The organism is Paenibacillus sp. CCS19 (genome assembly GCF_033239625.1).
Lineage (GTDB): Bacteria > Bacillota > Bacilli > Paenibacillales > Paenibacillaceae > Paenibacillus_T.
The window spans coordinates 1-25,084 of the sequence record NZ_BTCK01000068.1; the positions used below are offsets into that span (position 1 = coordinate 1).

Genomic DNA, 25,084 nt, shown 5'->3' on the forward strand with positions numbered 1-25,084 from the left:
GTATTACATCGGCATAAACACCAGGGTGTTTTTCCAATGTCCACTATAAGGGGTGCACTTCAGCATGGCGCTCGTATGCTACGGGCTTCTTTGCTTTTTCGCCGGAACAGTTTTATGATGCAACCGTCCATTAACCTCCTCCTTATGGTTGAAAACTAGCGTCTAAAAACCTCGTTAACGGGCAACGCTGGTAGAGAGAAGCATATATTCGTTAACCTCAGCACCATAAAGGGAAGTTCAAAAAGTTCGCTTCTGATCACGAAGATTCATAGGCAGTGTACTTTTGAACACGCACTTAAAAGTTAGGAGGCCAAGGTATGAAACAAATTCTACTCGTTACGGACGGCTGCTCGAATGTTGGCGTCAGCCCGGTTGTCGCGGCTGCGCATGCTTATGCGGAAGGAATTACGGTGAATGTGGTCGGCGTCGTCGATCGGGGCGAGGTCGGTGATTTTGGCGCAACGGAGATCGAGGAGATTGCCCGGGCGGGCGGCGGCATGAGCCGGCTTGTGAATACGAAGCAGCTGTCGCAGACCGTACAGATGATGACGCGCAAAACGGTCGTACAGACCATTCAGCAGGCGGTGCAGAAGGAGCTGCGTCAGGTGTTCGGACAGACGTCGATCGAGTCGCTCCCGCCAGAGAAGCGGGGCGAGGTCGTCCGCGTTATCGACGAGCTCGGCGAGACGTCGAAGCTGCGCGTTGCGCTATTGATTGATGCGAGCGCCAGCATGAAGCCGAAGCTGTCGGCGGTAGAAGAAGCGATCCGCGATCTGATGCTCAGCCTGCAGGCGAGGCAGGGGGCGAGCGAATTGGCTGTGTTTCATTTTCCAGGCTCGTCGTACGGCGATGACTGTACGCTTGATCTCGACTGGACGAATAACCTCTCCGGCGTTCAGGCGATCTTCCCTAAATTGCAAATGCGAGGGACGACACCGACAGGACCGGCGATTATGCAGGTCATTGATTTTTACCGGCAAGGGGATTATGGTAGAAAGAGCAGAGATGAAACGGACGGGATGATGAGTGACTACGTCGTTTAAGTTCAGCCTTAACCGCGGATCGGTTGCAGCCGGCAAGTGGAAAGGGAAGCAATACCGCGTCGAGCGATTGTTAGGAGAAGGCGCCAACGGCAAAGTGTTTCTCGTCGAACGGCACAAGGCATGGTATGCGCTGAAGGTCGGAGCCGATGCGGTTGACCTCCAATCGGAGATTAATGTACTGCAGTCGCTCGATTTGCAGAAAAGAACGAAACGGCCGGAAATCGAGCCGTTTCTTGTCGACGTCGACGATCTGGTTATGCCGGACGGCCGTGAGTATCCGTTCTATGTCATGCGCTATGTCCGCGGCGTAACGCTGGCAGAATTTCTGGCCAAGGAAGGGGCGGAATGGTTTCCGCTCGTTGGCTATAACCTGCTCCGCATGCTGTCCGATCTGCATGATGCAGGCTGGGCGTTCGGCGACCTGAAGGTCGAGAATATTCTCGTAGCCGAATACGGCCGGGTCGAGCTCGTCGATTACGGCGGTCTGACAGGATTCGGGAAGAGCGTTCGACAATTTACCGAAATTTACGACCGCGGCTATTGGAATGCCGGCAGCCGAACAGCGGATGCCGGCTATGACCTGTTCTCGTTCGCGCTGCTGTGCATTCAGCTGCACGACAGCAAACATTTGCAGCTGCTCACCCGTCAGTTGCTGCCGCAGAACCGTTCGCCTGAGGAGCTGCTGAAGCTCGTTCAGCAGCAGCCGGCGCTTCGTCCGTTCACCGGCTGGCTCAATCAGGCGATGACGGGCGGGTTCGCTAACGCGCGCGAAGCATCGGCGTCATGGCAGCGGCTCGTCAGCCGATCCGATACGCTGAAGAGTGGTCAGCCGGTGCCGCCCTGGTTGAAGTGGATGTTCATGCTGTCAGCCGGCGCTGCTGCAAGTGCTGCACTATGGTTGTGGATCGAATGGTAGACGGGTGGGGAGAAGCGTAACAGCGAGACTTCGAGGGGAAGGTTAGCATGGACGAATGGGTGAAGCGCCTGTTGGCGTTCAAGAATGAGCATGAGCTGTGGCGTGAAGGGGAATGCATCGTTGCGGCTGTATCGGGCGGACCCGATTCGATGGTTATGCTGCATCTGCTGCATGCCATATCGGGTGCCGAACAATTGCGATTGGTGGCGGCTCATGTCGACCACGGCTTCCGCGGACGAGAATCGGCAGCTGAAGCGGAGCTCGTCCGCGCATTCGCGGCGAAGCTCGGCATCACGTTCGAAGCGATTACGCTCGATATGCCTTCTTTTATAGAAGAAACAGGTATGAACGGACAGCAGGCGTCTCGGATCAAACGGTACGAATTTCTGCATGAGGTTGCCAGGCGCCATGGGGCTTCCCGCATCGCCCTTGCTCATCACGCTGACGATCAGGCGGAGACCGTTCTTATGCGGCTGCTGCGCGGGACGGGAACCGGCGGGCTCGCCGGAATTTCAGTCAAACGCCGAGATAAAAATGTGGAACTGATCCGCCCGCTGCTTCGTATAAACAAAGCAGAGCTGACTGCCTACGCTGCGATTCACAGCATTCCTTACGCGATAGACAGCAGCAATGAGAAACGCGATTATTTCCGCAACGAGCTGCGGCTTGATGTCATGCCTTATCTGGAGCAGTACAACCCTCAACTAGGTGCATCTTTGAACCGGCTAGCCGAGATTGCATCGGCCGAGGATCAGTGGATGCAGGAAGAGACGCAGCGTGCATTCGATCGATTGGCGGCTTGTAAGGCTGGGTCTTTCTGTGAGCTGCGAAGAGCGGATTTGGCCAGCCTCCCGATTGCTTTACAAAGAAGATTGATTAAACTAATATTAAACTATCTCTCGATGGAAACAGCTGGGTTAACGCCTGGCGATAAAGCGGATTTCGAGCGGATCGAGGCCATTCGGCACGCCGCGCTTGCGCTGTCTCCAACCACATGGCAGACGGATGCAGGAGGAGGGATTCGATTTTATCGCGAATACGACAGGCTGAGATGGTTGACCGGTGAGCCGCATTCACGCAAGTCCAATTGGCCGCCATATGCGTACACAATTGAAGCGATGGACGACGTCGTGGACGTTCCAGAGGGGGGATTGTCGCTTAGGCTGACGAATGCAGTCGCAGCAGCCGATGAGCGAGGGCGATATTGTGCTGATTTTGATGCGGGCCAGCTCTTGTTTCCATTAACTGTCCGCAATCGCAGGCCGGGCGATCGGATGAGCGTAGTTGGATTAAACGGCACGAAAAAAGTGCAAGATATGTTCGTTGATCTGAAAATCCCGCCATCAGAGCGAGACCGAATGCCGCTGCTTGTTGATGCGGCCGGGCAAGTGCTGTGGATTCCGGGAGCAAGACGCTCCGCAATCGCATTAACGGATGCGAGGACGGCGAACGTATTACGAATTCAAGCCGTACCCCGCAACACGAACCTTGAATAAGCGGCCCTTGTATGATCATACATATAAGCTACGAGCGATTGAACTTGTTCACCTGCTAGTGTGCAATAACGGTTCTGATGCTTACGAAGCAGTTTTTGCTCACCATGTAATCCTAACCGGATCACATTTGTAATTCGCAAAACCAAGTTTATGCTTACGAAGCAGCTTTTGCTTCACATGCAATCCTATAATGGATCGCAGCAGTAATTCGCAAAACCTTTAGGAGGCTTTAAATTGCTAAACGATATCCAAGAAGTACTGTTTGATGCTGAGACCATTCAGAACAAGGTCAAGGAGCTTGGCGCGCAGCTCAGCCAAGATTTTGAAGGGCGTAACCCGCTCGTTATTTGCGTCTTGAAAGGCGCGTTTATTTTCATGGCGGATCTGGTTAAACAATTAAGTATACCAGTAGAGCTCGATTTCATGGCGGTATCAAGCTACGGTGCCTCGACCAAGTCTTCCGGCGTTGTCAAAATCATTAAAGATCTTGATGTCACGGTCGAAGGACGCGAGGTGCTCGTCGTCGAAGATATTATTGACAGCGGTCTGACGCTCAGCTACCTAATCGATGTGCTGGAGCGCCGCAACGCGAAATCGGTAACGGTTGTCACCTTGTTCGACAAGCCGGCACGCCGTACCGTTGAGCTGGAGGCGGACTACAAAGGCTTCTCGCTGCCAGACGAATTTATCGTAGGCTACGGGCTCGACTATGCCGAGCATTACCGCAACCTGCCGTTCGTCGGCATTCTGAAGCCGGAAGTATACAGCAAGTAAGCAGTACCCGATTAGGATCACCTCAGTATGACCCCGTCTCGTGTTGTGATGGAAAGTCATGCTATGGTAAAATATTTAGAGCGTCTCGAGAGGAGGTTGGGGATGAATCGAATCATCCGGACATCTGGATTTTATCTACTTATTTTTTTGGTGACCGTGGGGATTGTCCAATTTATTAGCAGCCAAAACGACTCATCGGCCGAAATTCGATACGATGAGTTCAGAACAGCGCTTCAAACGGACAATGTCAAGAGTTTAGAACTTCAATTTGATGGCTATTCCTATTTGGTCACTGGTGAATATAAGAAGCCGCCGGAAGCCAACAAGAAGCAATTCTATACTCGCACGAGCGTCGATGAATTCGTTACGAAAGAAATCGACGATGCAGCATCTAAGAATGGCATTGAGCTAGAGTACAAGAAGATGAAGGGCGAGAGCATGTGGCTCACGCTGCTGACATCCATCATTCCTTTCGTGATCATCTTTATCCTGTTCTTCTTCTTAATGAATCAAGCGCAGGGTGGCGGCGGCAAGGTAATGAACTTTGGCAAGAGCCGTGCACGACTGTATAACGAAGAGAAGAAGCGCGTAACGTTCGAGGACGTTGCCGGTGCTGATGAGGAGAAGCAAGAGCTCGTTGAGGTTGTTGAGTTCCTGAAGGATCCTCGCAAGTTCGCAGCCGTTGGCGCACGTATTCCGAAGGGTGTTCTGCTTGTAGGCCCTCCGGGTACCGGTAAAACTTTGCTTGCCCGCGCCGTTGCAGGCGAAGCAGGCGTACCGTTCTTCAGCATTTCGGGTTCTGACTTCGTCGAAATGTTCGTCGGCGTCGGCGCATCTCGCGTCCGCGACTTGTTCGAGAACGCGAAGAAGAACGCGCCTTGCATTATCTTTATCGATGAGATTGACGCCGTTGGTCGTCAGCGGGGCGCAGGCCTCGGCGGCGGACATGACGAGCGCGAACAGACGCTGAACCAATTGCTCGTTGAGATGGACGGCTTCGGTGCGAACGAAGGCATCATTATCGTCGCAGCAACGAACCGCCCTGATATTCTAGACCCTGCACTTCTACGTCCAGGCCGTTTCGACCGTCAAATTACGGTAGACCGTCCAGACGTGAAGGGCCGCGAAGCGGTACTGAAAGTACACGCGCGCAACAAGCCGTTGTCCAAGGATGTTAAGCTGGACATCATCGCTAAACGTACGACAGGCTTTACAGGCGCAGACCTGGAGAACCTGCTCAATGAAGCGGCGCTCCTCGCAGCACGCCGCAATAAGAAAGATATCGCTATGGTTGAGGTCGATGAAGCGATTGACCGTGTCATCGTCGGTACGGAGAAACGCAGCCGCGTAATCAGTGACCGCGAGAAGCGGATTGTTGCTTACCACGAAGCAGGCCATACGATCGTCGGCTACTTCTTGGAGCATGCCGATGCGGTACACAAGGTTACGATTATTCCTCGCGGCAAGGCTGGCGGTTACGTCATCATGATGCCGAAGGAAGATCGCATGCTTGTCACGAAGCAGGAGCTGCTTGATAAAGTAACGGGTCTGCTCGGCGGCCGCGTCGCAGAAGAAATCTTCATCGGCGAGATCGGCACCGGCGCATACAGCGACTTCAAACAAGCAACGAGCATCGTGCGCAGCATGATCATGGAATACGGCATGAGCGATAAGCTCGGCCCGATGCAGTTCGGCAGCAGCCAAGGTCAAGTGTTCCTCGGACGCGATATTGGCCACGAGCAGAACTACTCGGATACGATCGCTTATCAAATCGACCAAGAGATGCAGTACTTCATTAACGAGTGCTACGATCGTGCGAAGAAGCTGCTTACCGAGAAGTCGAAGGAAATGCATCTCATCGCGCAGACGCTGCTTAGCGAAGAGACGCTCGAGCTGGATCAGATCAAACGTCTGATCGAGACGGGCTCGCTGACTGGCGAACTGCCTGAGGGAGAAACGACGGCTTCTACGGAAGAATTCCGTTCCGACGTGAAGGTCGATACGATCGGCGGCGTGAAGGTCCGCATTCAGACGAAGGATTCCGAAGAATCCTCGACGCCTGTCAGCGACACGACCGACAAAGCCGGCGACGACGATCGAGGCACGGGCTCAGACCCGGATAAGAACGAATAGTCATCAACCCAAGCTGCTGTCCTTAACAGGACAGCAGCTTTTTTGTATTCAAAAAACTAGTTCACGTAATTATTACAGGTACCTTGCTGGGTACTGTGGTAATTAAAGGGGCGCCCCAGAAACCGCTCGAACAAAAGTTGTGCCCCATCGGAGCACGTGACTCGAAGCAGGCAGTTACATGTGCGCGCCTCTTTCCATCACACGTTCTTTATTCTCTGGTCGCGAGGTGGTAAGGCTCGGGCAACACGCTCGAACAAAAGTTGTGCCCCAACGGGGCACACGACTCTCAGCACGGAGCTAGGTTACACGCCCACACTTAACACATTCGCCTCATCCCGGGGTCCCGGGGTTGGAAACCCCGGGGGTCCTCCCTAGCAGGGAGGATTTAGGTGGGTAGAAAATTCCAGGTGGTTAGAGATCGTGAGCATAAATCCTTATTCAGGAATTAGCGGCTGCGTGGTAAACTTATCCTCATGACATAAGTAGGACATGGGGGAGTTATGGCATGGTTAAGGGTTACCGCTTAAGGTCTATTGCACTAGGCGTTATTGCAGCAGTTATCGTTGTAGTGGCCGTACCGGCTGGAAGCGCCTATGCGCTTAATGTATGGGGCATCTACAAGGAAGCTCAGCAGCTGGACGCGAAGGGCAAATATGGAGAGGCTATTGCAAAGTATCAGATTGCTGCTGCGGAGTTCGTAAAGCAGGGCGAGTATGGCAACGCTACGAACATGTACCGCAATATTGGTGCGGATTATTCGTACCTTGGCAAATATGATGAAGCAGTCGCTAACTGGGATAAAGAAGCGCTGTATGCCGACAAGGCTGGACAGACGCAGGTGAGCATTGCGGCGAAGCGGAAGGCGGATGCGCTGCGCAGCCGAGCGCAGCTGTTCGTCGAGACGAACGCGGGCGCCTTCGGCAATGCGAATACGCATGGCGAGATTTTCGAGCCGAAGAATGGGGCGCTGCTGGGTGCATATGCCGAGCTGGATCCTGCTGTACATAATGCGGCCACAGGCAGGCCGTTCTATACGGAAGGTTTCGAGCAGCTGACAGGCAAGAAGCATGCTGCATACCTGCTGTATTTTAATTATGGCAAGCCGTTGTCTGTGCTTAAGAGTCATATCGAACATGCGAAAGCGGCGGGAACAGCGATCCAGATCGGATTACAGCCAATGAAGGGGCTCGATGAGGTTCAGGATGACGAGTATCTGCGCCAGTTCGCACAGGATCTTGCGGATGCGGGCATTCCGGTGTTCCTCCGATTCGCGAACGAGATGAACGGCGACTGGGTGCCGTGGCATGACGAGCCGAAGAAATATAAGGAGAAGTTCCGTCTCGTAGCCAATGTGATTCATAAGATCGCACCAGACAATGTTGCGATGGTATGGGCGCCTGACCGGGTACCGGAGTACACGATCAACGATTATTATCCAGGCGATGCCTATGTGGATTGGGTAGGCGTCAGTTTGTATACGATTTTCACTCCGACGCTTGATCCACTGAAGAAGGGCGAAGACCGTGCCAGCCACATTGAGAAGTTCGACTATATTTATAAGCAGTATGCACAGCGTAAACCCGTTTTCATCTCTGAAGGCGGCGTGTCGTATATGTATCCTGAGAAGCTGCAGGATAAGACGCTCTGGGCTAACTATCAGATGAAGCAGTTCTATGCATCGCTGCCGCTGCTTTATCCGAAGGTCAAAGGGGTGTTCTGGTTCGACAGCAACCATGACAGTTCCAATCGGGTCAAATATTACATGCTGTCCGCCAACGATAAGCTGCTCAGCGCCTATAAGAAGTCGATTGCCAGTCCGTTCTATTTGAGCAATGTTGGCGAAGAGTCGCCAATCGCTTACCGGTCTATCAACGGCTCAACGCTAAATGCAGCTCCGCAGAAAGTTTCCGCTTATGTGAAGGCATGGACGCCGATGCTAAGCAAGGTGACGTACGAGATTGGCGGCAAAGTAGTCGCGACGGCGAATGATGTGCCATGGGCAGCGTCGATCGATTTCAAGCCATATAAGGGCAAGAAGATCGAGATCGTCGTGAAGGCATACGATACGAAGGGCAAGCTCGCTACGACGCAGAAGACCAACGTTACGGTCAAATAGAAGGAAGACGCCGCTGCTTCGATTCGAGGCGGCGGCGTCTATTTGTATACAAACGATTTGGTTGAAAAGTTGGACGCTCTTGCTATGATCTAGTAATTGACAGCGTTCGCCGCAATGTGTACATTTAATGTTAACTATAAACATTCATCTTTTGTTCACACTATAAATTAAGCGGCGGCAAAGTATGTGCACGAATTCACATAGTCCATCATATTTATGAATAAAAGACCGCGCGAAGAGGAGAGACCTACCGATGGAAGCATTGGCATTGGAACGGAAAGCAGAGCAGAACCGCGAGCTGCGCGAACGACTCATGCAGTTGAAGAAAGAGCGTAACGCTATTATTCTTGCGCACTACTATCAACGGGATGAAATTCAAGAGGTAGCGGATTTCCGCGGCGACTCGTTCCTGCTTGCTCAGAAGGCTGCAGCTACGGACGCGGATGTTATCGTGTTCTGCGGCGTGCATTTTATGGGCGAGAGCGCTAAGATTCTTGCACCGAACAAGACAGTCCTTATTCCGGATGAACGTGCAGGCTGCCCGATGGCGGACATGGTTAACGTGGATGGTCTTCGCAAGCTGAAGGCACAGCACCCGAATGCTACGGTAGTAACGTACATTAACTCTTCGGCAGAGATTAAGGCAGAGACGGACATTTGCTGCACGTCGTCCAATGCGCTGAAGGTCATCAACTCGGTTGAGTCCGACGAGATTATTTGGGTACCGGATAAGAACCTCGGACACTATGTCCAGCAGCATACGGACAAGAAGATGATCATCTGGGAAGGCTACTGCAACACGCACGATATGCTGACGGTTAAAGATGTAGAAGAGATGAAAGCGAAGTACCCGAATGCGCAATTCGTCGTTCACCCTGAGTGCCGTCCAGAGGTAGTTGCGCTTGGCGACTTTGTCGGCAGCACGACCGGCATCCTGGAATACTGCAAGAACTCCGACTGCCAAGAGTTCATCGTCGGTACGGAGGACGGTACGGGTTATCAGCTGCGGGTCGACAGCCCGAACAAGACGTTCCATTTTGCAACGAAGTACTTGGTATGCCCGAACATGAAGGTCAACAACTTGAAGAAGCTTGTCAAATGCCTGGAGACGATGCAGCCGCAAGTTTATGTGCCGCCTGCAGTCGCTGATAAGGCTCGGCAATCGCTCGAGCGTATGCTGCAAGTGAAATAGTGATCGCACCCTAGTGACCTGGAGGCATCTGTCCTTATGATCCCTAATTATCTAATTGATGTACGACTGGATGAACTGCCGGTTGTAGATAAAGATGTAATCGTTATTGGGGCCGGCATCGCCGGTCTTTTTACCGCTATTAAAGCCAGCGAGCTGGGCTCGGTGCTCATGATTACGAAGAAGTCGCTGATGGACAGCAATACGCGTTACGCACAAGGGGGAATCGCCGCGGTTATTTCCGAGGATGATTCCCCGGCTTACCATCGCGAAGACACACTCATTGCAGGAGCGGGACTCTGTGACCGCGATGCAGTCGAGGCGCTCGTTCATGAAGGGCCAGACGGCGTGAACGACCTGATTCGGATGGGCACGCAGTTCGACCGGGAAAACGGCGAATTCGCTCTGACGAAGGAAGGCGCGCATAGTCAGCGGCGCATTCTGCATGCCAATGGCGATGCAACAGGCTATGAAATCGTACGCGCGCTGTCGGAGAAAGCAATTGCAATGGACGGCATCGACGTGTGGGACGACCACTTTGTCATCGATCTTGTAACGCAAGATGGCGAGTGCTGCGGCGCAATTGTACAGAAGCCGGACGGCAGCCGTTTATTCGTACGCGGCAAAGCGACCATTCTATGCTCCGGCGGCACTGGCCAGCTGTATCGGTATACGACCAACCCTGACGTGGCAACTGGCGACGGTGTAGCGATGGCTTACCGCGCAGGTGCTTACATAAGAGATATGGAATTTCTCCAATTCCACCCGACGTCGCTGTGCTATCCAGGCGCACCTCGCTTCTTGATTTCGGAGGCGGTTCGCGGCGAAGGTGCTTACCTGCGCAATATTAAGGGTGAGCGGTTCATGGATCGCTATCATGAACAGCTGGAGCTTGCACCGCGTGACGTTGTCGCGCGCGCGATCGTAAGCGAGATGGAAGAGACGAAATCCACATTCGTTTATTTGGACATTACACATGAGTCGGAAGAGATGGTGAAGCATCGTTTTCCGACGATTTACGAATACTGCTTACAATACGGTTTGGATTTGACAACGGACTGGATTCCGGTTGCGCCGGCGATGCACTATACGATGGGCGGCGTGAAGACGGATCTCAATGGCGAGACGAACATTAAACGACTGTTCGCTTGCGGCGAAGTTTCATCGACAGGCGTGCATGGCGCGAACCGACTGGCGAGCAATTCGTTGTCTGAAGCGATTGTATTCGGCAGACGGATTGTTGACCGCATTGCGGGTCTGTCGCCGCTGACGTTCTCGCCTTCGGTTCATTATGAAGCGGATCGCAACGGCGTGCCGATTCAAGCTGTCGTCGAGCGTAGGCTGAAGCTGCAGAAGGTAATGGTTCGTTATGTCGGCCTGCGCCGCAGTGGAGAGGGGCTTGCTAGAGGCTTCGAGGAGCTGAAGCGGCAACTGCCGATTTTCCAGAGCGTGCTGACGAAGCGGGAAGAGTATGAGTTCGCGAACCTGCTGACATGCGCATTGCTGACGACAGAGGGCGCGTTATTGCGTGAGGAGAGCCGCGGCGCGCATGCCCGCGAGGACTTCCCGGAACGGGACGACAAGCATTGGCGCAAGCATACGGTGCTGCACCGGGAATATGGAGTTACAGAGGAGCGGATTCACGATGTATGATTACGCGCTGCGCGAGCAGATACGTGCTTGGCTGGCTGAAGATATCGGCATGGGCGATATTACGACGGAGACGACCATCCCAGCGGACAGCCGTTCGAAGGCTGTTATCCATGTGAAGGAAGACGGTATTATAGCAGGCCTCGATATTGCGAAGCTTGTGTTCGAAATCGTCGATCCGGGTATTGTATATCAAGCGCTTGTACAAGATGGCGACCATGTTGCTAAAGGGACGGTCATCGCAGAAGCGGAAGGCAGCACGCACAGTCTGCTGACCGGTGAGCGGCTGGCTCTTAACCTTATGCAGCGTCTGTCGGGCATTGCGACGAAGACGCGTTCGTTCGTCGACGCTCTCGAGGGACTGCCGACGCGGCTGGTTGATACCCGTAAGACGACGCCGGGGCATCGTATGCTCGAGAAGTACGCCGTTCGTGTAGGCGGCGGCGCGAATCATCGATTCGGCTTGTATGATGCAGTCATGATTAAGGACAATCATATCAAGGGAGCCGGCAGCATCCGTGAAGCGGTAGAACGGGCGCGGGCACGCATTCCACATACGATGAAGATCGAGGTCGAGACCGAATCGATGGCGCAGATTAAAGAAGCGCTGAATAGCGGTGCGGACATTATTATGTTCGACAATATGAGCCTGGAAGCGATGACGGAAGCCGTTCGTTATGTGAAGTCGCATTCGCCGCATGTTATTACGGAAGCTTCCGGCGGCGTTCGTCTCGAGACGGTGCGCGGCATTGCATCGACGGGCGTTGATGTGATCAGCGTCGGCGGTCTGACGTATTCATTCAATGCGCTTGATATTAGTCTCGACTTGAATGAGAAGAAGGGCGGGGCGTAAAGCGTGATTCTCGTAGTAGATGTAGGCAATACCAATATTGTGCTTGGCGTCTATCGCGGCAAAGAGCTGCTGCATCATTGGCGGCTGAGCACGAATCGTTCCGCAACTGTAGATGAGTATGGTCTTTCGATTTATAATTTGCTTCATCTGTCCGGCTTGTCCATTGAGCAGGTGAACGGCGTCATTATTTCATGCGTCGTGCCGCCGCTTATGCGTACACTGGAGCAGCTGTGCATCAAATATATGCGCAAGGCACCGCTTGTCGTTGGTCCTGGCGTGAAGACCGGTCTGAATATCCGATACGAGAACCCTCGCGAGGTTGGTGCGGACCGTATCGTCAATTCCGTGGCCGGCATTGAGAAATACGGCAAGCCGCTTATCGTCGTTGACTTCGGTACGGCAACCACGTTCGATTATATCGACGCGACGGGCAGCTATCTGGGCGGCGCTATTGTGCCAGGCATCGGTATCTCGACTGAGGCGCTGTATCAACGTGCAGCGAAGCTGCCTCGCATCGAGCTTGTTCGACCGAAGAGCGTCATTGGCCGCAATCCGATTACGTCGATGCAGGCGGGCATCATTTTCGGCTATGCCGGACAAGTGGATGGAATCGTTCGTCGTATCAAATCAGAGTTCGGTGTTTCGCCGCGTGTCGTTGCGACAGGCGGACTGGCTGATCTGATCGCAGCAGAGTCGGAGACGATTGAAGAGGTTGATCCGCTGCTGACGCTCGAAGGCCTGCGTATCATTTATGAACGGAATCAGGACAACGCGGGAACAACAGGCGAAGCATAACCACATAAGAATTAAGACCTCGATAGAGGTTTTCTCATTTATTAAATAAAGCAAGAGGTAAGGAGGCATCCGATCATGGAAGCACAACAAGACATTTTATTGCGAGGTACCGCATGGGGCGGCCGTATTCGGGTGTTCGCGATTCGGGCAACGAACCTTGTCGGTGAGCTGCAGCGCAGACACGGCACTTTTCCAACAGCGACGGCAGCATTCGGACGTACGCTTGCAGCCGGTGCCATGATGGGCGCGATGCTTAAAGGCGAAGAAAGGCTTACCATTCAGGTCAAAGGCGACGGACCCATTGGTCAGATCGTAGTTGATGCAGATGCAAAGGGTAATGTGCGCGGTTATGTGGATCATCCACAAGTCCATATGGCTAGCAATTCGCAGGGTAAGCTGGACGTTGCGGGTGCAGTCGGCCGCAGCGGCTATATCCATATCATCAAGGATCTCGGTCTGAAGGAACCTTATCGCGGCAGCTCTCCAATCGTATCGGGCGAGCTGGCAGAAGATTTCACTTATTATTTCGCTGTATCGGAACAGACGCCATCGGTAGTTGGACTTGGCGTGCTTGTAGATACGGATGGTTCCGTACTGCATGCAGGCGGCTACATTGTACAGGTTCTTCCGGGACTGACGGAGGAAGAGCTAACACGGTTGGAGCAGGCTGTAAGCGTCATGCCGCCAGTCACTGCACTCCTCGACCAAGGAGAGACGCCGGAAGAGATATTGAAGTTCCTTGTTGGGGATGACCTGACGGTGCACGATACGACAGATGTGCATTTCAACTGCCGCTGCTCGCGCGAGCGCATGGAACGGACGTTGATCAGCATGGGTCAGCATGAACTGCAACAAATCATAGAGGAAGACGGAAAAGCCGAAGTCGTATGCCATTTCTGCAATGAGACCTACACGTTTGATAGTGAACAGCTGCAGCATCTGCTCGAGCAAGCGAAGCCGAAGCCCCTCCAATAATCGAAGGGTTTGACGGGGATGAAGAAAGACCGATTGCTGCGGGGACTGGTATCCCTTCAGGCACTATGTATGATTGTCGTTGCTGTCGTTGTAACGAGCCATTACGTACCGTTCCTTCGGGTGAAGGCCATTGACGGCTCCGAGAAATCGGGGGCAAGCAAAGGGCAGGAGAGCGGATCGACAGTAGGGGTAGTCGGCGATCGTACAATTACTGAGCGAGAGCTCGATGAGGAATTGCGACGCCGATATGGGGAAGAGACGCTTCGGACGATAATGCTTCGCGAAGCGGTGAAACAAGAGGCTGCAGCAAGCGGCTTAGTCATAACGCCGGAGCAGCTCCATGCGGAGCTGTCCCGGATGATGGATGGTTATGAATCGGAGACCGACTATTATGAAGCGATGAAGACTCAGTTAGGATTGTCGCGCCAGGATATCGAGGACGATGCTTCTTACAACTTGCTGTTGGAGCAAATCGCCATTCGCAACGTGCAGGTATCAGACGAGCAGGTGAATACATACATAAACGAGCATGCGGCTGAATTTGCAGGCGCAACGGAGCTTCATCTACGGTGGATCCTGCTATCGACACGAACAGAAGCGAACCGCATTCTTCAGCGGCTTGAAGACGGGGAAGACTTCGAGCAGTTAGCGTTGTCCGACTCTATTGATACGTTCACGGCCGATAGCGGCGGAGATTTGGGCCTGATCGAATCGGATGATCCGTTTATCGAGAAGGCGCTGCTGGACACGGCTGTTGGACTAGGGGTTGGCGAGATCGGCGGCCCAATTCATACGGATGGCGGTTATGCGGTCATTCGTTTGGACGAGCGCCGTGAACACGGGGGGCTGGCAGGAGATCGGTTGATCGATGAAGCGTACCGCAGAGCGGCGCTTGAGCTCGCTGATCCGCTGCCGCAGGTTGAGGATGCACTTCTTGCCCAGTATAATGCACGCCCGTCAATGCCTTGATTTTTATGGAAGTATATGGATTTATAGTCTTTCATTTCGCATGTAAGCCTATATTTCTTCAGAATGAAACGTACTGCGGCGTTTAAATGCTGACGACACTCGTTTCAACTGGAATCCATAGGAAAGAAGGTATTGACAATTTCATAGCACGTTGATAAGATTGGAATTAGTAAAACCAACTGAACTAGTCGGAATAAGGAGGCAGTTTATCAATGGCTAAGATTGTTCAAAGTGTTACAGAACTGATCGGGGATACACCGCTTGTACGTCTCAATCGTCTTGTGCCTGAAGACAGCGCAGAAATCTATGTAAAGCTTGAGTACCAGAATCCGGGCGCAAGCGTTAAGGATCGCATCGCGATCAGCATGGTTGAAGCAGCAGAGCAGGAAGGCATTCTGAAACCAGGTGATACGATCGTTGAACCAACGAGCGGTAACACGGGTATCGGTCTGGCATTGGTAGCCGCTGCTAAAGGATATAAAGCAATTCTCGTTATGCCTGAGACGATGAGCCTTGAGCGCCGCAACCTGCTTCGCGCTTACGGTGCTGATCTGGTCCTGACGCCAGGATCCGAAGGCATGAACGGTGCAGTTAAGAAAGCAGAAGAGCTTGCTCAAGAGAACCCAAGCTACTTCATGCCACAGCAATTCAAGAACCAAGCGAACGTGAAAGTTCACCGTGAAACGACGGGTCCAGAAATCGTTGAAGCGATCAACTCGCTTGACGGCAAGCTGGATGCATTCATCGCTGGTATCGGTACGGGCGGTACGATTTCCGGTGCAGGCGAAGTGTTGAAACAGAACTTCGAAGGCATTCAAGTATACGCAGTTGAGCCATCTGCATCGCCGATTCTGTCCGGTGGTAAGCCAGGTCCTCACAAAATTCAAGGTATCGGTGCGAACTTCATTCCCGACATCTTGAACCGTGAGATCTATGACGGCATTATTACGGTTGAGAACGATGATGCATTCGAGACGGCGCGCCGCGCTGCTCGCGAAGAAGGCATCCTGTGCGGTATTTCTTCCGGCGCTGCTATCTTTGCAGCTCTGAAAGTGGCGAAAGAGCTTGGCAAAGGCAAACGCGTGGTTGCAATCGTTCCTTCGAACGGTGAGCGCTACCTGAGCACACCGCTCTTCAACTTCGAGAACTAATTTTATTATCGTTAGAATGATTAGGGTCCTCCATTCCTCCGAATGGGGGACCTTTATGCTTGTATGGCCAAGAGATGCCATGCGGCTTTTCTTTTTACTTCCGATTCTGTATACTAGGCGAAATAGCCGGAATTGGCAGTAGGAACGGGGGTAGACGAAGGTGATCATCGACTGGGAGCAGTGGCTTCAATGGCATAAAGAACGGACCTATACAACCTTGCCGATGCTTCGCAAGCAGCCGTTGATCGGCTTGGATAACAGTACAGTTGCTTCATGGGAATCAGCGTGGCACAGCGCAGGTCCATATTCGATCGTGCTGGAGAGCGGCAAGGACGGCCGGTATACTTATTTAGGGCTTCAACCGGCATCGGTCATTCAAGGCAAGGACGAGCATGCAACGTTGACGGATTGGACGGGCCGTACAGCCGGTGGAACGACGGAGTGGCAGGGCAAACCGATCGATGTGGTCAGACGTTGGATGCGATCATACATCGGTCCGGCGCTCCAAGGTGGTCCCAAATGGACGGGTGGCTGTGCAGGCTTTTGGAGCTATGACATTATTCGTTCCATTGAGCGGCTGCCGGTACAGGCGAATGACGATTTAGGTCTGCCGGATTATGTATTCATGCGCTTCGATGAGTTATGGATCGTGGATAGAGAAGAGGGTGCGCTCTACTGCGCTGTGAACACGGCTGTGAACGCTGACCTGACGGAGCAGGAGCTGCGTACGCGGTTCGAACAGGCGTTGACAAGGACGGAAGAGATGGCGGCTTTCTGGACGAGGCAGTTCGGGGATCGCTCAGAGCCAACCGCTGTGGAGGCCGTAAAGCTGCGTGAACAGCGGCTGCGTACATTAGAGGAAGAATCGCTGGCTGTTAACGTGGAAGCGGTGAAGGACACGTTCTCGCCGTTCGGCAGAGCTGCATATGAGGACGCGGTTCGCCGCATTCAGCAGTATATCGGTCAAGGAGATGTATTCCAGGTCAATTTATCGCTTCGTCAGAGCAAAAAGGTGGCGATACCCGCAGAGGAGCTCTACGAGTGGCTGCGGCTCGTTAACCCTTCGCCGTACATGGGCTTCATGCGCTGTCCCGATTTCCAGCTTGTATCCGGCTCGCCGGAATTACTCGTCGAGCTTCGCGATGGATTGCTGGCGACGCGGCCGATCGCCGGCACTCGGCGTCGTGGACAGACGGCGGAAGAAGATGCTGCGATGGAACGTGAGCTTCTCGAGTCGGAGAAGGAGCGAGCGGAGCACATCATGCTCGTCGACTTGGAGCGCAACGATCTTGGCCGCATTTCGAAATACGGTTCAGTGCATGTGGAGGAACTGATGGTCATCGAACGCTATTCGCATGTCATGCACCTCGTCTCCCAAGTAGAGGGTCAGATTGCGGAGGGTAAGGATGCATTCGATGTCATTGCAGCGACATTCCCGGGCGGGACGATTACAGGCGCTCCTAAGATTCGAACGATGGAAATCATCGAAGAGCTGGAGCCGACTCGCCGCGGACCGTATACAGGATCGCTTGGATGGATTGACTACTGTGGCAATATGGAATTTAATATAATTATCAGAACGATGACCGTTCAAGACGGCGTTGTTCATATCCAGGCTGGAGCTGGGATCGTCATCGATTCCATTCCGGAGCGGGAATATTATGAATCTCTTAACAAAGCGAAGGCGCTGTGGAAGGCCATTGGGCTCGGCGAACGCTTTGCTAAGGTGAAATAGAAGGGGGAGAGTCGACATGATTCTAGTTATCGACAACTATGACTCGTTTACGTACAATTTGGTGCAATACTTAGGCGAGTTGGGCGAAGACATCGTCGTCAAACGGAATGATGAGATTGGATTGGACGACATCGCAGCGCTTGAGCCGGATCACATCTTGATCTCGCCAGGACCATGCTCGCCGAATGAAGCGGGCATCAGCCTCGCGGTTATCGATCGATTCAAGGGCGAGATTCCGATCTTCGGCGTTTGCCTGGGCCATCAATCGATCGGACAAGCATTCGGCGGTGACGTCGTGCGGGCGGAGAAGCTGATGCATGGCAAGACATCCGAGATTCTGCATGACGGCAAGACGATCTTCGAAGGAATTCCATCCCCATTCACGGCAACTCGCTACCACTCGCTTATCGTGAAGCGCGAGACGCTGCCGGACTGCCTTGAGATTACGGCAGAGACGGCGGAAGGCGAGATCATGGGTCTGCGTCACAAAGAATATCCGATTGAAGGCGTACAATTTCACCCGGAATCGATTATTACGGAGAACGGCTTGAACATGCTGCGTAACTTCCTCTCTTTGCGAGCAGGCGCAGCGCGATGAAGGTCGGATACAACGGTTCCGTTATAGAAGCGGAGAAAGCTGTGGTCGGCGTTTTCGACCACGGCTTTTTGTACGGTCTCGGGTTGTTCGAGACGTTTCGCACTTACGGCGGGCAGCCGCATCTGCTGGATCGCCATCTTCGGAGGCTGCTGGACGGATGTCGCGCGTTGCAGATTAATTATAGGCCTGACGAAAGCATGATTCGGGAGTGGCTTGTTCAAGTAATGGCGGCTAATGGACTCGCGGATGCTTATGTGCGTATGACCGTTTCTGCCGGCGATGAAGGACTTGGTTTGCCGACAGGAGCTTATGAGAAGCCGAACGCCTGGCTGCTCGTGAAGCAGCTGCCGGCGACGCCGCCGTCTGTTTATGAACAAGGGCGGGAACTAAGACTGCTGCACACCGTGCGGAATACGCCCGAAGGCGATATTCGCTTAAAATCGCTGCATTACATGAATAATATAATCGCCAAGCAAGAGCTGCTGAGCGCAGGCGCTTCGGCAGGAGCGGAAGGCCTTCTGCTGACCAAGGAAGGCTATCTGTCGGAGGGAATCGTCAGCAATCTATTTTTCGTACGCGATAGTCGAGTATGTACGCCATCGCTTGAGGCAGGGATATTGCCGGGCATCACGCGCGAGCGGGTCATGGAACTGGCCGCAGCAGCAGGTTTCCCGGTTGAAGAGGGATTATATCGGTGGAACGATTTGATCGAAGCGGATGAAGTTTGGATTACAAGCTCCATTCAGGAGTTGATTCCAATTACGACATTGACTGATTCTGACGGACAACAACATCGAGTAGGCAGCGGACAGGCTGGCCCGATTCATCGGCAATTGCTGGCCGGCTATCGACAAGATTGCAGCAAGGGGGATTAGCGTGAACATCAACGAACATCAACCAGCCATGCGCACGGTCCAATTAAATGGCGGAGTTACGCTGGAGCTTGGCAGACGAACGCTTATCATGGGCATTTTGAACGCAACGCCTGATTCCTTCTCCGACGGAGGACGGTATGACAATATCAGCGCAGCAGTAGAACGGGCTAAACAGATGGCTGCGGAAGGCGCGGATATCATTGATATTGGCGGGGAGTCTACGCGGCCTGGCTTCACGCCAGTGCCGGAGGAAGAAGAAATTCGTCGGGTCGTGCCGGTAATCCGTGCGCTGCGTGAGGCGCTTCCGCAGATGGCGCTGTCGATCGATACCTACAAGGCGGAGACAGCCCGCCATGCACTCGAAGCAGGGGCTCATATCGTGAATGATATTTGGGCCCTCCGGTATAGTCCCGAGATGGCGAAGGTTGTTGCCGAATTCGGCTGCCCTGTCATCGTTAACCATAACCGTCCTGAACGGGATTATGAGGATTTTATCGCGGATGTCCTTGCTGATCTGCAGGAGAGTGCCCGTATTGCCCATGAAGCGGGCGTTCGCGATGATCAGATCTGGCTCGACCCGGGTATCGGCTTCGCGAAGGATTACGCAGAGAACATTGCCATGATGGGCCGATTATCCGATCTCGCCGCGCTCGGTTATCCTGTGCTTCTGGGTACTTCGCGCAAAGGCTTCATTGGTCAAGCGCTTGGAGGTGTGCCGGTGAATGAACGTATCGAAGGTACGGCTGCGACCGTTACGCTAGGCATTGCGCAAGGTTGCGGCATTGTGCGCGTCCATGACGTTAAGGCGATCAAGCGGACGGCGATGATGACTGACGCGATTGTTTACCGCGATCGTAAACACGGGTAAGTGTATGCTCGCGAGGCGAGCGATCTGCTAAGCGGATGCTTACGAAGCAAGCAAGTTGCTTGCAATGTAGTGACATCGAGAAGCAAGCAACTTGCTTTAAGGAGAGACGTACAGATGGATACGATGACATTGAAAGCGATGCGTTTTTTCGGTTATCATGGCGTATACGCGGAAGAGAATAAGCTCGGACAGAAGTTCGAGGTGGAACTGGAACTGAAGCTGGATCTGTCTCGCGCAGCGGCAGAGGATGATCTGGACGCCACGATTAACTACGCAGAGCTTCATGCGGTTACGAAGGAGATTGTGGGGGGCCCGCCGTTTAAGCTGATCGAAGCGCTGGCCGGCGCCATTGCAACGCGGCTTCTACAGTCTTATACTAGTCTCAATGAAGTGACGGTTCGTGTCACGAAGCCGAATCCGCCGTTCGAGATTTTCTTCGACGGGGTAACGGTCGAGCTTCGCAGAAAGCGGGATGAACATGGTACAATCGTTCCCGTCTAGTCAGACGGGACTTAAAGAAGCTTACGTAGCACTCGGTTCGAATTTAGGTGACCGGGAACGGACGCTGCGACAAGCAATTGAAGAGTTATCAGCCAGAGCAGGCATTCAGGTCGAGCGTGTGTCGGATATTTACGAGACAGACCCGGTTGGTTATACGGATCAACCGGCGTTTCTGAATATGGCTGTTGCCGTTCGGACGTCGCTTGAGCCTGATGACTTACTTACCGAATTGCTTGATATTGAGCAGCAGCTTGGTCGTGTGCGAGATATTCGATGGGGCCCTCGAACGGTTGATCTGGATTTGCTTTTGTACGAAGAAGTATCGATGGATACGCAGCGGCTGACACTGCCGCATCCTCGAATGATGGAACGAGCATTTGTTTTGGTGCCGCTTTGCGACGTGCTGACGAAGACGCATCCGCTTCGCGCGGCGGTAGAGCAATCTGCCACAACGGCCCGTGAGGACGGAAAGGAAGGCATCAAGCGATGGATAACGATCTGCTAGCACAGCGCATCCGCGCTTTTCGTAAGTTGAAAGGATTTACCCAGCAGGAGCTCGCACAGCGGCTCGATGTATCGGTGGCGGTACTTGGATCGTTGGAGCGGGGTACACGTAAGCCGGATCCGAAGCTGCTCTCCAGCATTGCGGATACGCTCGGGATTGACTACAATGAGTTAATTCGAATTAGCGGATCCTAGGCAATATAAGAGGTTAGCAATATAACGGAAGGAGTTACGAGTAGCATGCTGAAAATCGGAAACATCGAGATGAAGAACAATGTCGTGCTTGCGCCGATGGCAGGCGTTTGCAACCCGGCCTTTCGTCTTATTGCCAAGGAGTTCGGAACAGGGCTCGTCTGTGCGGAGATGGTAAGTGACAAAGCGATTCTGCATGGTAACAAAAGAACGATGGAGATGCTCTTCGTCGATGAGCGGGAGAAGCCGCTTAGCTTGCAAATATTCGGCGGCGACCGTGCGTCGCTCGTAGAAGCTGCGAAGATCGTCGACAAGCAGACGAATGCTGACATTATCGACATTAATATGGGATGTCCGGTTCCGAAAGTAACGAAGTGCGACGCGGGGGCGCGTTGGCTTCTTGATCCGAATAAGATCTATGAGATGGTATCGGCAGTAACGGAAGCAGTCGATAAGCCGGTTACGGTTAAGATGCGTATCGGTTGGGATGACGAGCATGTTTTTGCCGTTGAGAATGCTCGGGCAGTTGAACGCGCTGGAGGCAGCGCAGTGAGCGTTCACGGCCGTACGCGCGAGCAGCTGTATACAGGCAAAGCCAATTGGGACATTATAAAAGAGGTTAAGGAAGCCGTATCCATCCCTGTTATCGGCAACGGTGACGTATTCTCGCCAGAGGATGCGAAGCGGATGCTGGAGCATACGGGCGTGGATGGGGTTATGATCGGACGCGGCGCACTCGGCAATCCTTGGATGCTGTATCGTACGGTTCATTACTTGACGCACGGCGAGCTGCTGCCGGATCCGACCCCGAAGGAGAAGATGGAGATTGCCATTTTGCATATGGACCGTCTTGTCAGCCTGAAGGGCGAATCGACTGCGGTACGCGAAATGCGCAAGCATATGGCTTGGTATATGAAAGGCCTGCCGGGGTCGGCTCGCATCAAGGACAACATCATGGAAGAGACAGGCCGTGATAACATGGTAGCGGTCCTGAACCAGTACATCGACTCGCTTCCAGAGGATGCACATAAGCCGATATCCGTCAAATGGTCGGATGACGAGGCGGCCGCACAGTAGGCAGAAGCGGGGCCCCGCAAGGGGCTGGCTTTGATTGACATTTGATGTGATACTGCAATATAATCAAGCAATATAAACACGAGCAAGCGCTTCATTGCGTGTCCAATCGATGCGACATGGGGTCGGCTTTGCGTAATATATTAAGTAATGGTGAATTCATACAGGCAACCGACGGTGTATGAAAATATGTCACACGACAGGAGAATCACAAGATGAGCGATAAAGAGGTTATTCTGACTCAAGATGGATTGAAGAAGTTGGAAGAGGAACTTGAAAACCTCAAATCGGTGAAACGCCGCGAAGTGGCAGAACGGATTAAAGTTGCCATCGGATACGGTGACATCAGTGAGAACTCGGAATACGAGGACGCGAAGAACGAGCAAGCATTCATCGAAGGACGTATTATTACGCTTGAGAAAATGCTGCGCAACGCTCGTATCATCAACAACGATGATATCGATACGGATACGGTAAGCATCGGCTCCACGGTATCGGTGGAAGATCTGGAGTTCGGCGATGTGGTGGAATACACGATCGTTGGTACGGCAGAATCCGATCCGCTTAACAACAAAATTTCCAACGAAAGCCCGGTAGGCAAGACGATTCTGGGCAAAAAAGTCGGCGCAACCGTCGAAGTTAACGTCCCTGCCGGCATCATTCAATATAAAATTCTTGAAATCAAAAAATAAGGTTTGCGCACGGCCCTTTCGAAAAAGCTTCCCTTGGAAGCTTTTTCGTTCGTAAGTGAGACTCGCGTGCATTTTAGCGCCTCCTTGTCTTGCCCCGATAAGGCTATAGCGTCGGCGTCAACCGTTTAGGAGTGGTTACATTGGATCAGAACCAACAGCAACAACAGGATCAACAAGAACAACAAGAGCTTAGTGAACTTTTGCAAATCCGTCGCGACAAACTGGACGAGCTGCGCGGTCTAGGTGTAGACCCATTCGGCAGCAAGTTCGAGCGTACGCATTACGCCAAGGACATCATTACAGCTAATGAAGAAGCAACGAAAGAACAGCTCGAGGAGCAGCATGTCGAAGTAGCGCTTGCCGGCCGCATTATGCAAAAACGCGGCATGGGTAAAGCGTCGTTCGCGCATATTCAAGACCTGTCCGGCAAAATCCAAATCTACGCTCGTAAAGATACGCTCTCCGAAACGCAATATGCTGCCTTCGATCTGCTCGATATCGGCGATATTGTTGGCGTGCGCGGTGTCGTCTTCAAGACGAACACGGGCGAGACGTCCGTTAAGGCGAAAGAAATCGTCGTCCTGACGAAATCGCTTCTGCCGCTTCCGGACAAGCACCATGGTCTGAAGGATGTTGAACTTCGTTACCGCCAGCGCTATGTCGACCTGATCACGAACCCAGACGTCCAACAGACGTTTATTGCACGTTCGCGGATTATCCAGTCGATGCGCCGTTACCTGGACTCGCTCGGCTACCTCGAAGTGGAGACGCCAACGCTGCACAGCATTGCAGGCGGAGCTTCCGCTCGTCCATTCATTACGCACCATAATGCACTCGATATGCAGCTGTACATGCGTATTGCAATCGAGCTTCACCTGAAACGCCTCATCGTTGGTGGCCTGGAGAAGGTTTATGAGATTGGCCGCGTATACCGTAATGAAGGTATTTCGACTCGCCATAATCCAGAGTTCACGATGATCGAGCTGTACGAAGCGTATGCGGACTACAAGGACATCATGGCGCTGACAGAGAACCTCGTGAAGCATATCGCGCAAGAGGTGCTTGGCACGACTGTTATTCCTTATGGTGAATACGAAGTAGATCTCGGCACGCCATGGCGTCGTGTTTCGATGGTTGATCTCGTTAAAGAAGCAACAGGCGTGGACTTCGCTTCGCAAATTACGGACGAAGAAGCACATGCTGCAGCACGCGAGCACAAGGTGCCAGTCGAGAAACATTGGGCAACGGGCCATATCCTGAATGCGTTCTTCGAGCATTTCTGCGAGCATACGCTTATTCAACCTACATTCGTTACAGGCCATCCTGTTGAAATATCGCCGCTGGCGAAGAAGAACGAGCTGGATCCGCGCTTCACGGATCGCTTCGAGCTGTTCATCGTAGCGCGTGAGCATGCGAATGCCTTTACGGAGCTTAACGATCCAATCGACCAACGCGAGCGTTTCGAAGCACAGCTGCTTGAGCGTGAGCATGGCAATGACGAAGCACATGAAATGGATGATGACTTCATCCGTGCGCTTGAGTATGGTATGCCGCCTACTGGCGGTCTGGGCATCGGGATCGACCGTCTCGTTATGCTGCTGACGAACCAGCCGTCTATTCGCGACGTTCTGCTGTTCCCTCATATGCGACACCGTGCTGGTGAATAGATAAAGTACAAAAAGCCGACTGCAGTGTGCAGTCGGCTTTTTGTTTGAAATCCGAGCTTTTTTCAAATTAGGGGTTGCATTGGGTGTAATGCCTATGGTATATTCTAATTCCGGCCAAGAAACATAACGCCGGCGAGCTTAAAAGAATCAAATTTTGAAGTGAATAACTTCGAAATAAGATTTATAAAAAGCTTGCAAGACACACGATCATGTGATAAGATAATGAACGTTGTCGAAACAAAAACAAAAAGAAACGCTTGACACACTGATTAACATCTGATAAGATGTAAAAGTTGTCGAAATTGTTCTTTGAAAACT

23 protein-coding genes are annotated in these 25,084 nt (G+C 52.8%); all 23 read left to right on the forward strand.

Annotation, left to right across the window (positions count from 1 at the left end):
• The first annotated feature begins 317 nt into the window (after window positions 1-317).
• The 23 genes from SBI19_RS27695 to lysS all read left to right on the forward strand — a co-directional run bounded on the left by SBI19_RS27695 (window position 318) and on the right by lysS (window position 24,766).
• A complete protein-coding gene (locus tag SBI19_RS27695; RefSeq protein ID WP_317972762.1) occupies window positions 318-1,043 on the forward strand; it encodes a vWA domain-containing protein in 726 nt (241 codons plus the stop codon).
• On the forward strand, window positions 1,027-1,959 hold the full coding sequence (locus SBI19_RS27700; protein WP_317972763.1) for a serine/threonine protein kinase: 933 nt from the start codon (window positions 1,027-1,029) through the stop codon (window positions 1,957-1,959). Before SBI19_RS27695 ends, SBI19_RS27700 begins: the two co-directional genes overlap by 17 nt.
• Before the next feature lie 47 nt (window positions 1,960-2,006).
• Window positions 2,007-3,455 (forward strand): tRNA lysidine(34) synthetase TilS, encoded by a 1,449-nt coding sequence (gene tilS / locus SBI19_RS27705; protein ID WP_317972764.1) that lies wholly within the window; start codon window positions 2,007-2,009, stop codon window positions 3,453-3,455.
• A 234-nt stretch (window positions 3,456-3,689) separates the two neighbouring features.
• Entirely contained in the window at window positions 3,690-4,229 is a 540-nt protein-coding gene (gene hpt / locus SBI19_RS27710) for a hypoxanthine phosphoribosyltransferase (RefSeq protein ID WP_317972765.1), read from the forward strand.
• Window positions 4,230-4,331: 102 nt separating this feature from the next.
• Window positions 4,332-6,362 carry an ATP-dependent zinc metalloprotease FtsH gene (gene ftsH, locus SBI19_RS27715; RefSeq protein ID WP_317972766.1) on the forward strand — a complete coding sequence of 677 codons (2,031 nt, stop codon included), beginning with the start codon at window positions 4,332-4,334 and terminating at the stop codon, window positions 6,360-6,362.
• 505 nt (window positions 6,363-6,867) lie between these two features.
• The gene (locus SBI19_RS27720) at window positions 6,868-8,478 is read left to right on the forward strand and encodes a glycoside hydrolase family 26 protein (protein ID WP_317972767.1); all 1,611 of its coding nucleotides are present in this window, start codon (window positions 6,868-6,870) and stop codon (window positions 8,476-8,478) included.
• A 253-nt stretch (window positions 8,479-8,731) separates the two neighbouring features.
• A complete protein-coding gene (gene nadA, locus SBI19_RS27725) occupies window positions 8,732-9,670 on the forward strand; it encodes a quinolinate synthase NadA (RefSeq protein WP_317972768.1) in 939 nt (312 codons plus the stop codon).
• 36 nt (window positions 9,671-9,706) lie between these two features.
• Entirely contained in the window at window positions 9,707-11,320 is a 1,614-nt protein-coding gene (nadB, locus tag SBI19_RS27730) for an L-aspartate oxidase (protein WP_317972769.1), read from the forward strand.
• Window positions 11,313-12,170, forward strand: a complete 858-nt coding sequence (gene nadC, locus SBI19_RS27735; protein WP_317972770.1) for a carboxylating nicotinate-nucleotide diphosphorylase — start codon at window positions 11,313-11,315, stop codon at window positions 12,168-12,170. The genes nadB and nadC overlap by 8 nt, the downstream gene beginning before the upstream one ends.
• A 3-nt stretch (window positions 12,171-12,173) precedes the next feature.
• Window positions 12,174-12,965, forward strand: a complete 792-nt coding sequence (locus SBI19_RS27740) for a type III pantothenate kinase (protein WP_317972771.1) — start codon at window positions 12,174-12,176, stop codon at window positions 12,963-12,965.
• Between the two features lie 75 nt (window positions 12,966-13,040).
• Window positions 13,041-13,940 (forward strand): Hsp33 family molecular chaperone HslO, encoded by a 900-nt coding sequence (hslO, locus tag SBI19_RS27745; RefSeq protein ID WP_317972772.1) that lies wholly within the window; start codon window positions 13,041-13,043, stop codon window positions 13,938-13,940.
• A gap of 18 nt (window positions 13,941-13,958) precedes the next feature.
• Window positions 13,959-14,909, forward strand: coding sequence for a peptidylprolyl isomerase (locus tag SBI19_RS27750; RefSeq protein WP_317972773.1), 951 nt, complete (start codon window positions 13,959-13,961; stop codon window positions 14,907-14,909).
• 212 nt (window positions 14,910-15,121) lie between these two features.
• The gene (gene cysK / locus SBI19_RS27755; RefSeq protein ID WP_317972774.1) at window positions 15,122-16,060 is read left to right on the forward strand and encodes a cysteine synthase A; all 939 of its coding nucleotides are present in this window, start codon (window positions 15,122-15,124) and stop codon (window positions 16,058-16,060) included.
• Between the two features lie 160 nt (window positions 16,061-16,220).
• On the forward strand, window positions 16,221-17,795 hold the full coding sequence (locus SBI19_RS27760) for an anthranilate synthase component I family protein (protein WP_483312348.1): 1,575 nt from the start codon (window positions 16,221-16,223) through the stop codon (window positions 17,793-17,795).
• Window positions 17,796-17,811: 16 nt separating this feature from the next.
• Window positions 17,812-18,393 carry an aminodeoxychorismate/anthranilate synthase component II gene (pabA, locus tag SBI19_RS27765; protein WP_317972775.1) on the forward strand — a complete coding sequence of 194 codons (582 nt, stop codon included), beginning with the start codon at window positions 17,812-17,814 and terminating at the stop codon, window positions 18,391-18,393.
• Window positions 18,390-19,268, forward strand: a complete 879-nt coding sequence (locus SBI19_RS27770) for an aminotransferase class IV (RefSeq protein WP_317972776.1) — start codon at window positions 18,390-18,392, stop codon at window positions 19,266-19,268. The genes pabA and SBI19_RS27770 overlap by 4 nt, the downstream gene beginning before the upstream one ends.
• 28 nt (window positions 19,269-19,296) lie before the next feature.
• Complete coding sequence (folP, locus tag SBI19_RS27775) at window positions 19,297-20,136, forward strand: dihydropteroate synthase (RefSeq protein WP_317972783.1); 840 nt, start codon at window positions 19,297-19,299, stop codon at window positions 20,134-20,136.
• Between the two features lie 114 nt (window positions 20,137-20,250).
• Window positions 20,251-20,637, forward strand: a complete 387-nt coding sequence (gene folB / locus SBI19_RS27780) for a dihydroneopterin aldolase (protein ID WP_317972777.1) — start codon at window positions 20,251-20,253, stop codon at window positions 20,635-20,637.
• On the forward strand, window positions 20,615-21,142 hold the full coding sequence (gene folK / locus SBI19_RS27785) for a 2-amino-4-hydroxy-6-hydroxymethyldihydropteridine diphosphokinase (RefSeq protein ID WP_317972784.1): 528 nt from the start codon (window positions 20,615-20,617) through the stop codon (window positions 21,140-21,142). Before folB ends, folK begins: the two co-directional genes overlap by 23 nt.
• Window positions 21,124-21,336: a helix-turn-helix domain-containing protein gene (locus SBI19_RS27790; RefSeq protein ID WP_317972778.1), complete on the forward strand. Its 213-nt coding sequence runs from the start codon at window positions 21,124-21,126 to the stop codon at window positions 21,334-21,336. The genes folK and SBI19_RS27790 overlap by 19 nt, the downstream gene beginning before the upstream one ends.
• Window positions 21,337-21,381: 45 nt before the next feature.
• Window positions 21,382-22,410 carry a tRNA dihydrouridine synthase DusB gene (gene dusB, locus SBI19_RS27795; RefSeq protein ID WP_317972779.1) on the forward strand — a complete coding sequence of 343 codons (1,029 nt, stop codon included), beginning with the start codon at window positions 21,382-21,384 and terminating at the stop codon, window positions 22,408-22,410.
• A 212-nt stretch (window positions 22,411-22,622) separates the two neighbouring features.
• Window positions 22,623-23,099 carry a transcription elongation factor GreA gene (gene greA / locus SBI19_RS27800; RefSeq protein ID WP_317972780.1) on the forward strand — a complete coding sequence of 159 codons (477 nt, stop codon included), beginning with the start codon at window positions 22,623-22,625 and terminating at the stop codon, window positions 23,097-23,099.
• A 140-nt stretch (window positions 23,100-23,239) separates the two neighbouring features.
• Window positions 23,240-24,766 carry a lysine--tRNA ligase gene (gene lysS, locus SBI19_RS27805; RefSeq protein ID WP_317972781.1) on the forward strand — a complete coding sequence of 509 codons (1,527 nt, stop codon included), beginning with the start codon at window positions 23,240-23,242 and terminating at the stop codon, window positions 24,764-24,766.
• The last annotated feature ends 318 nt before the right edge of the window (window positions 24,767-25,084 follow it).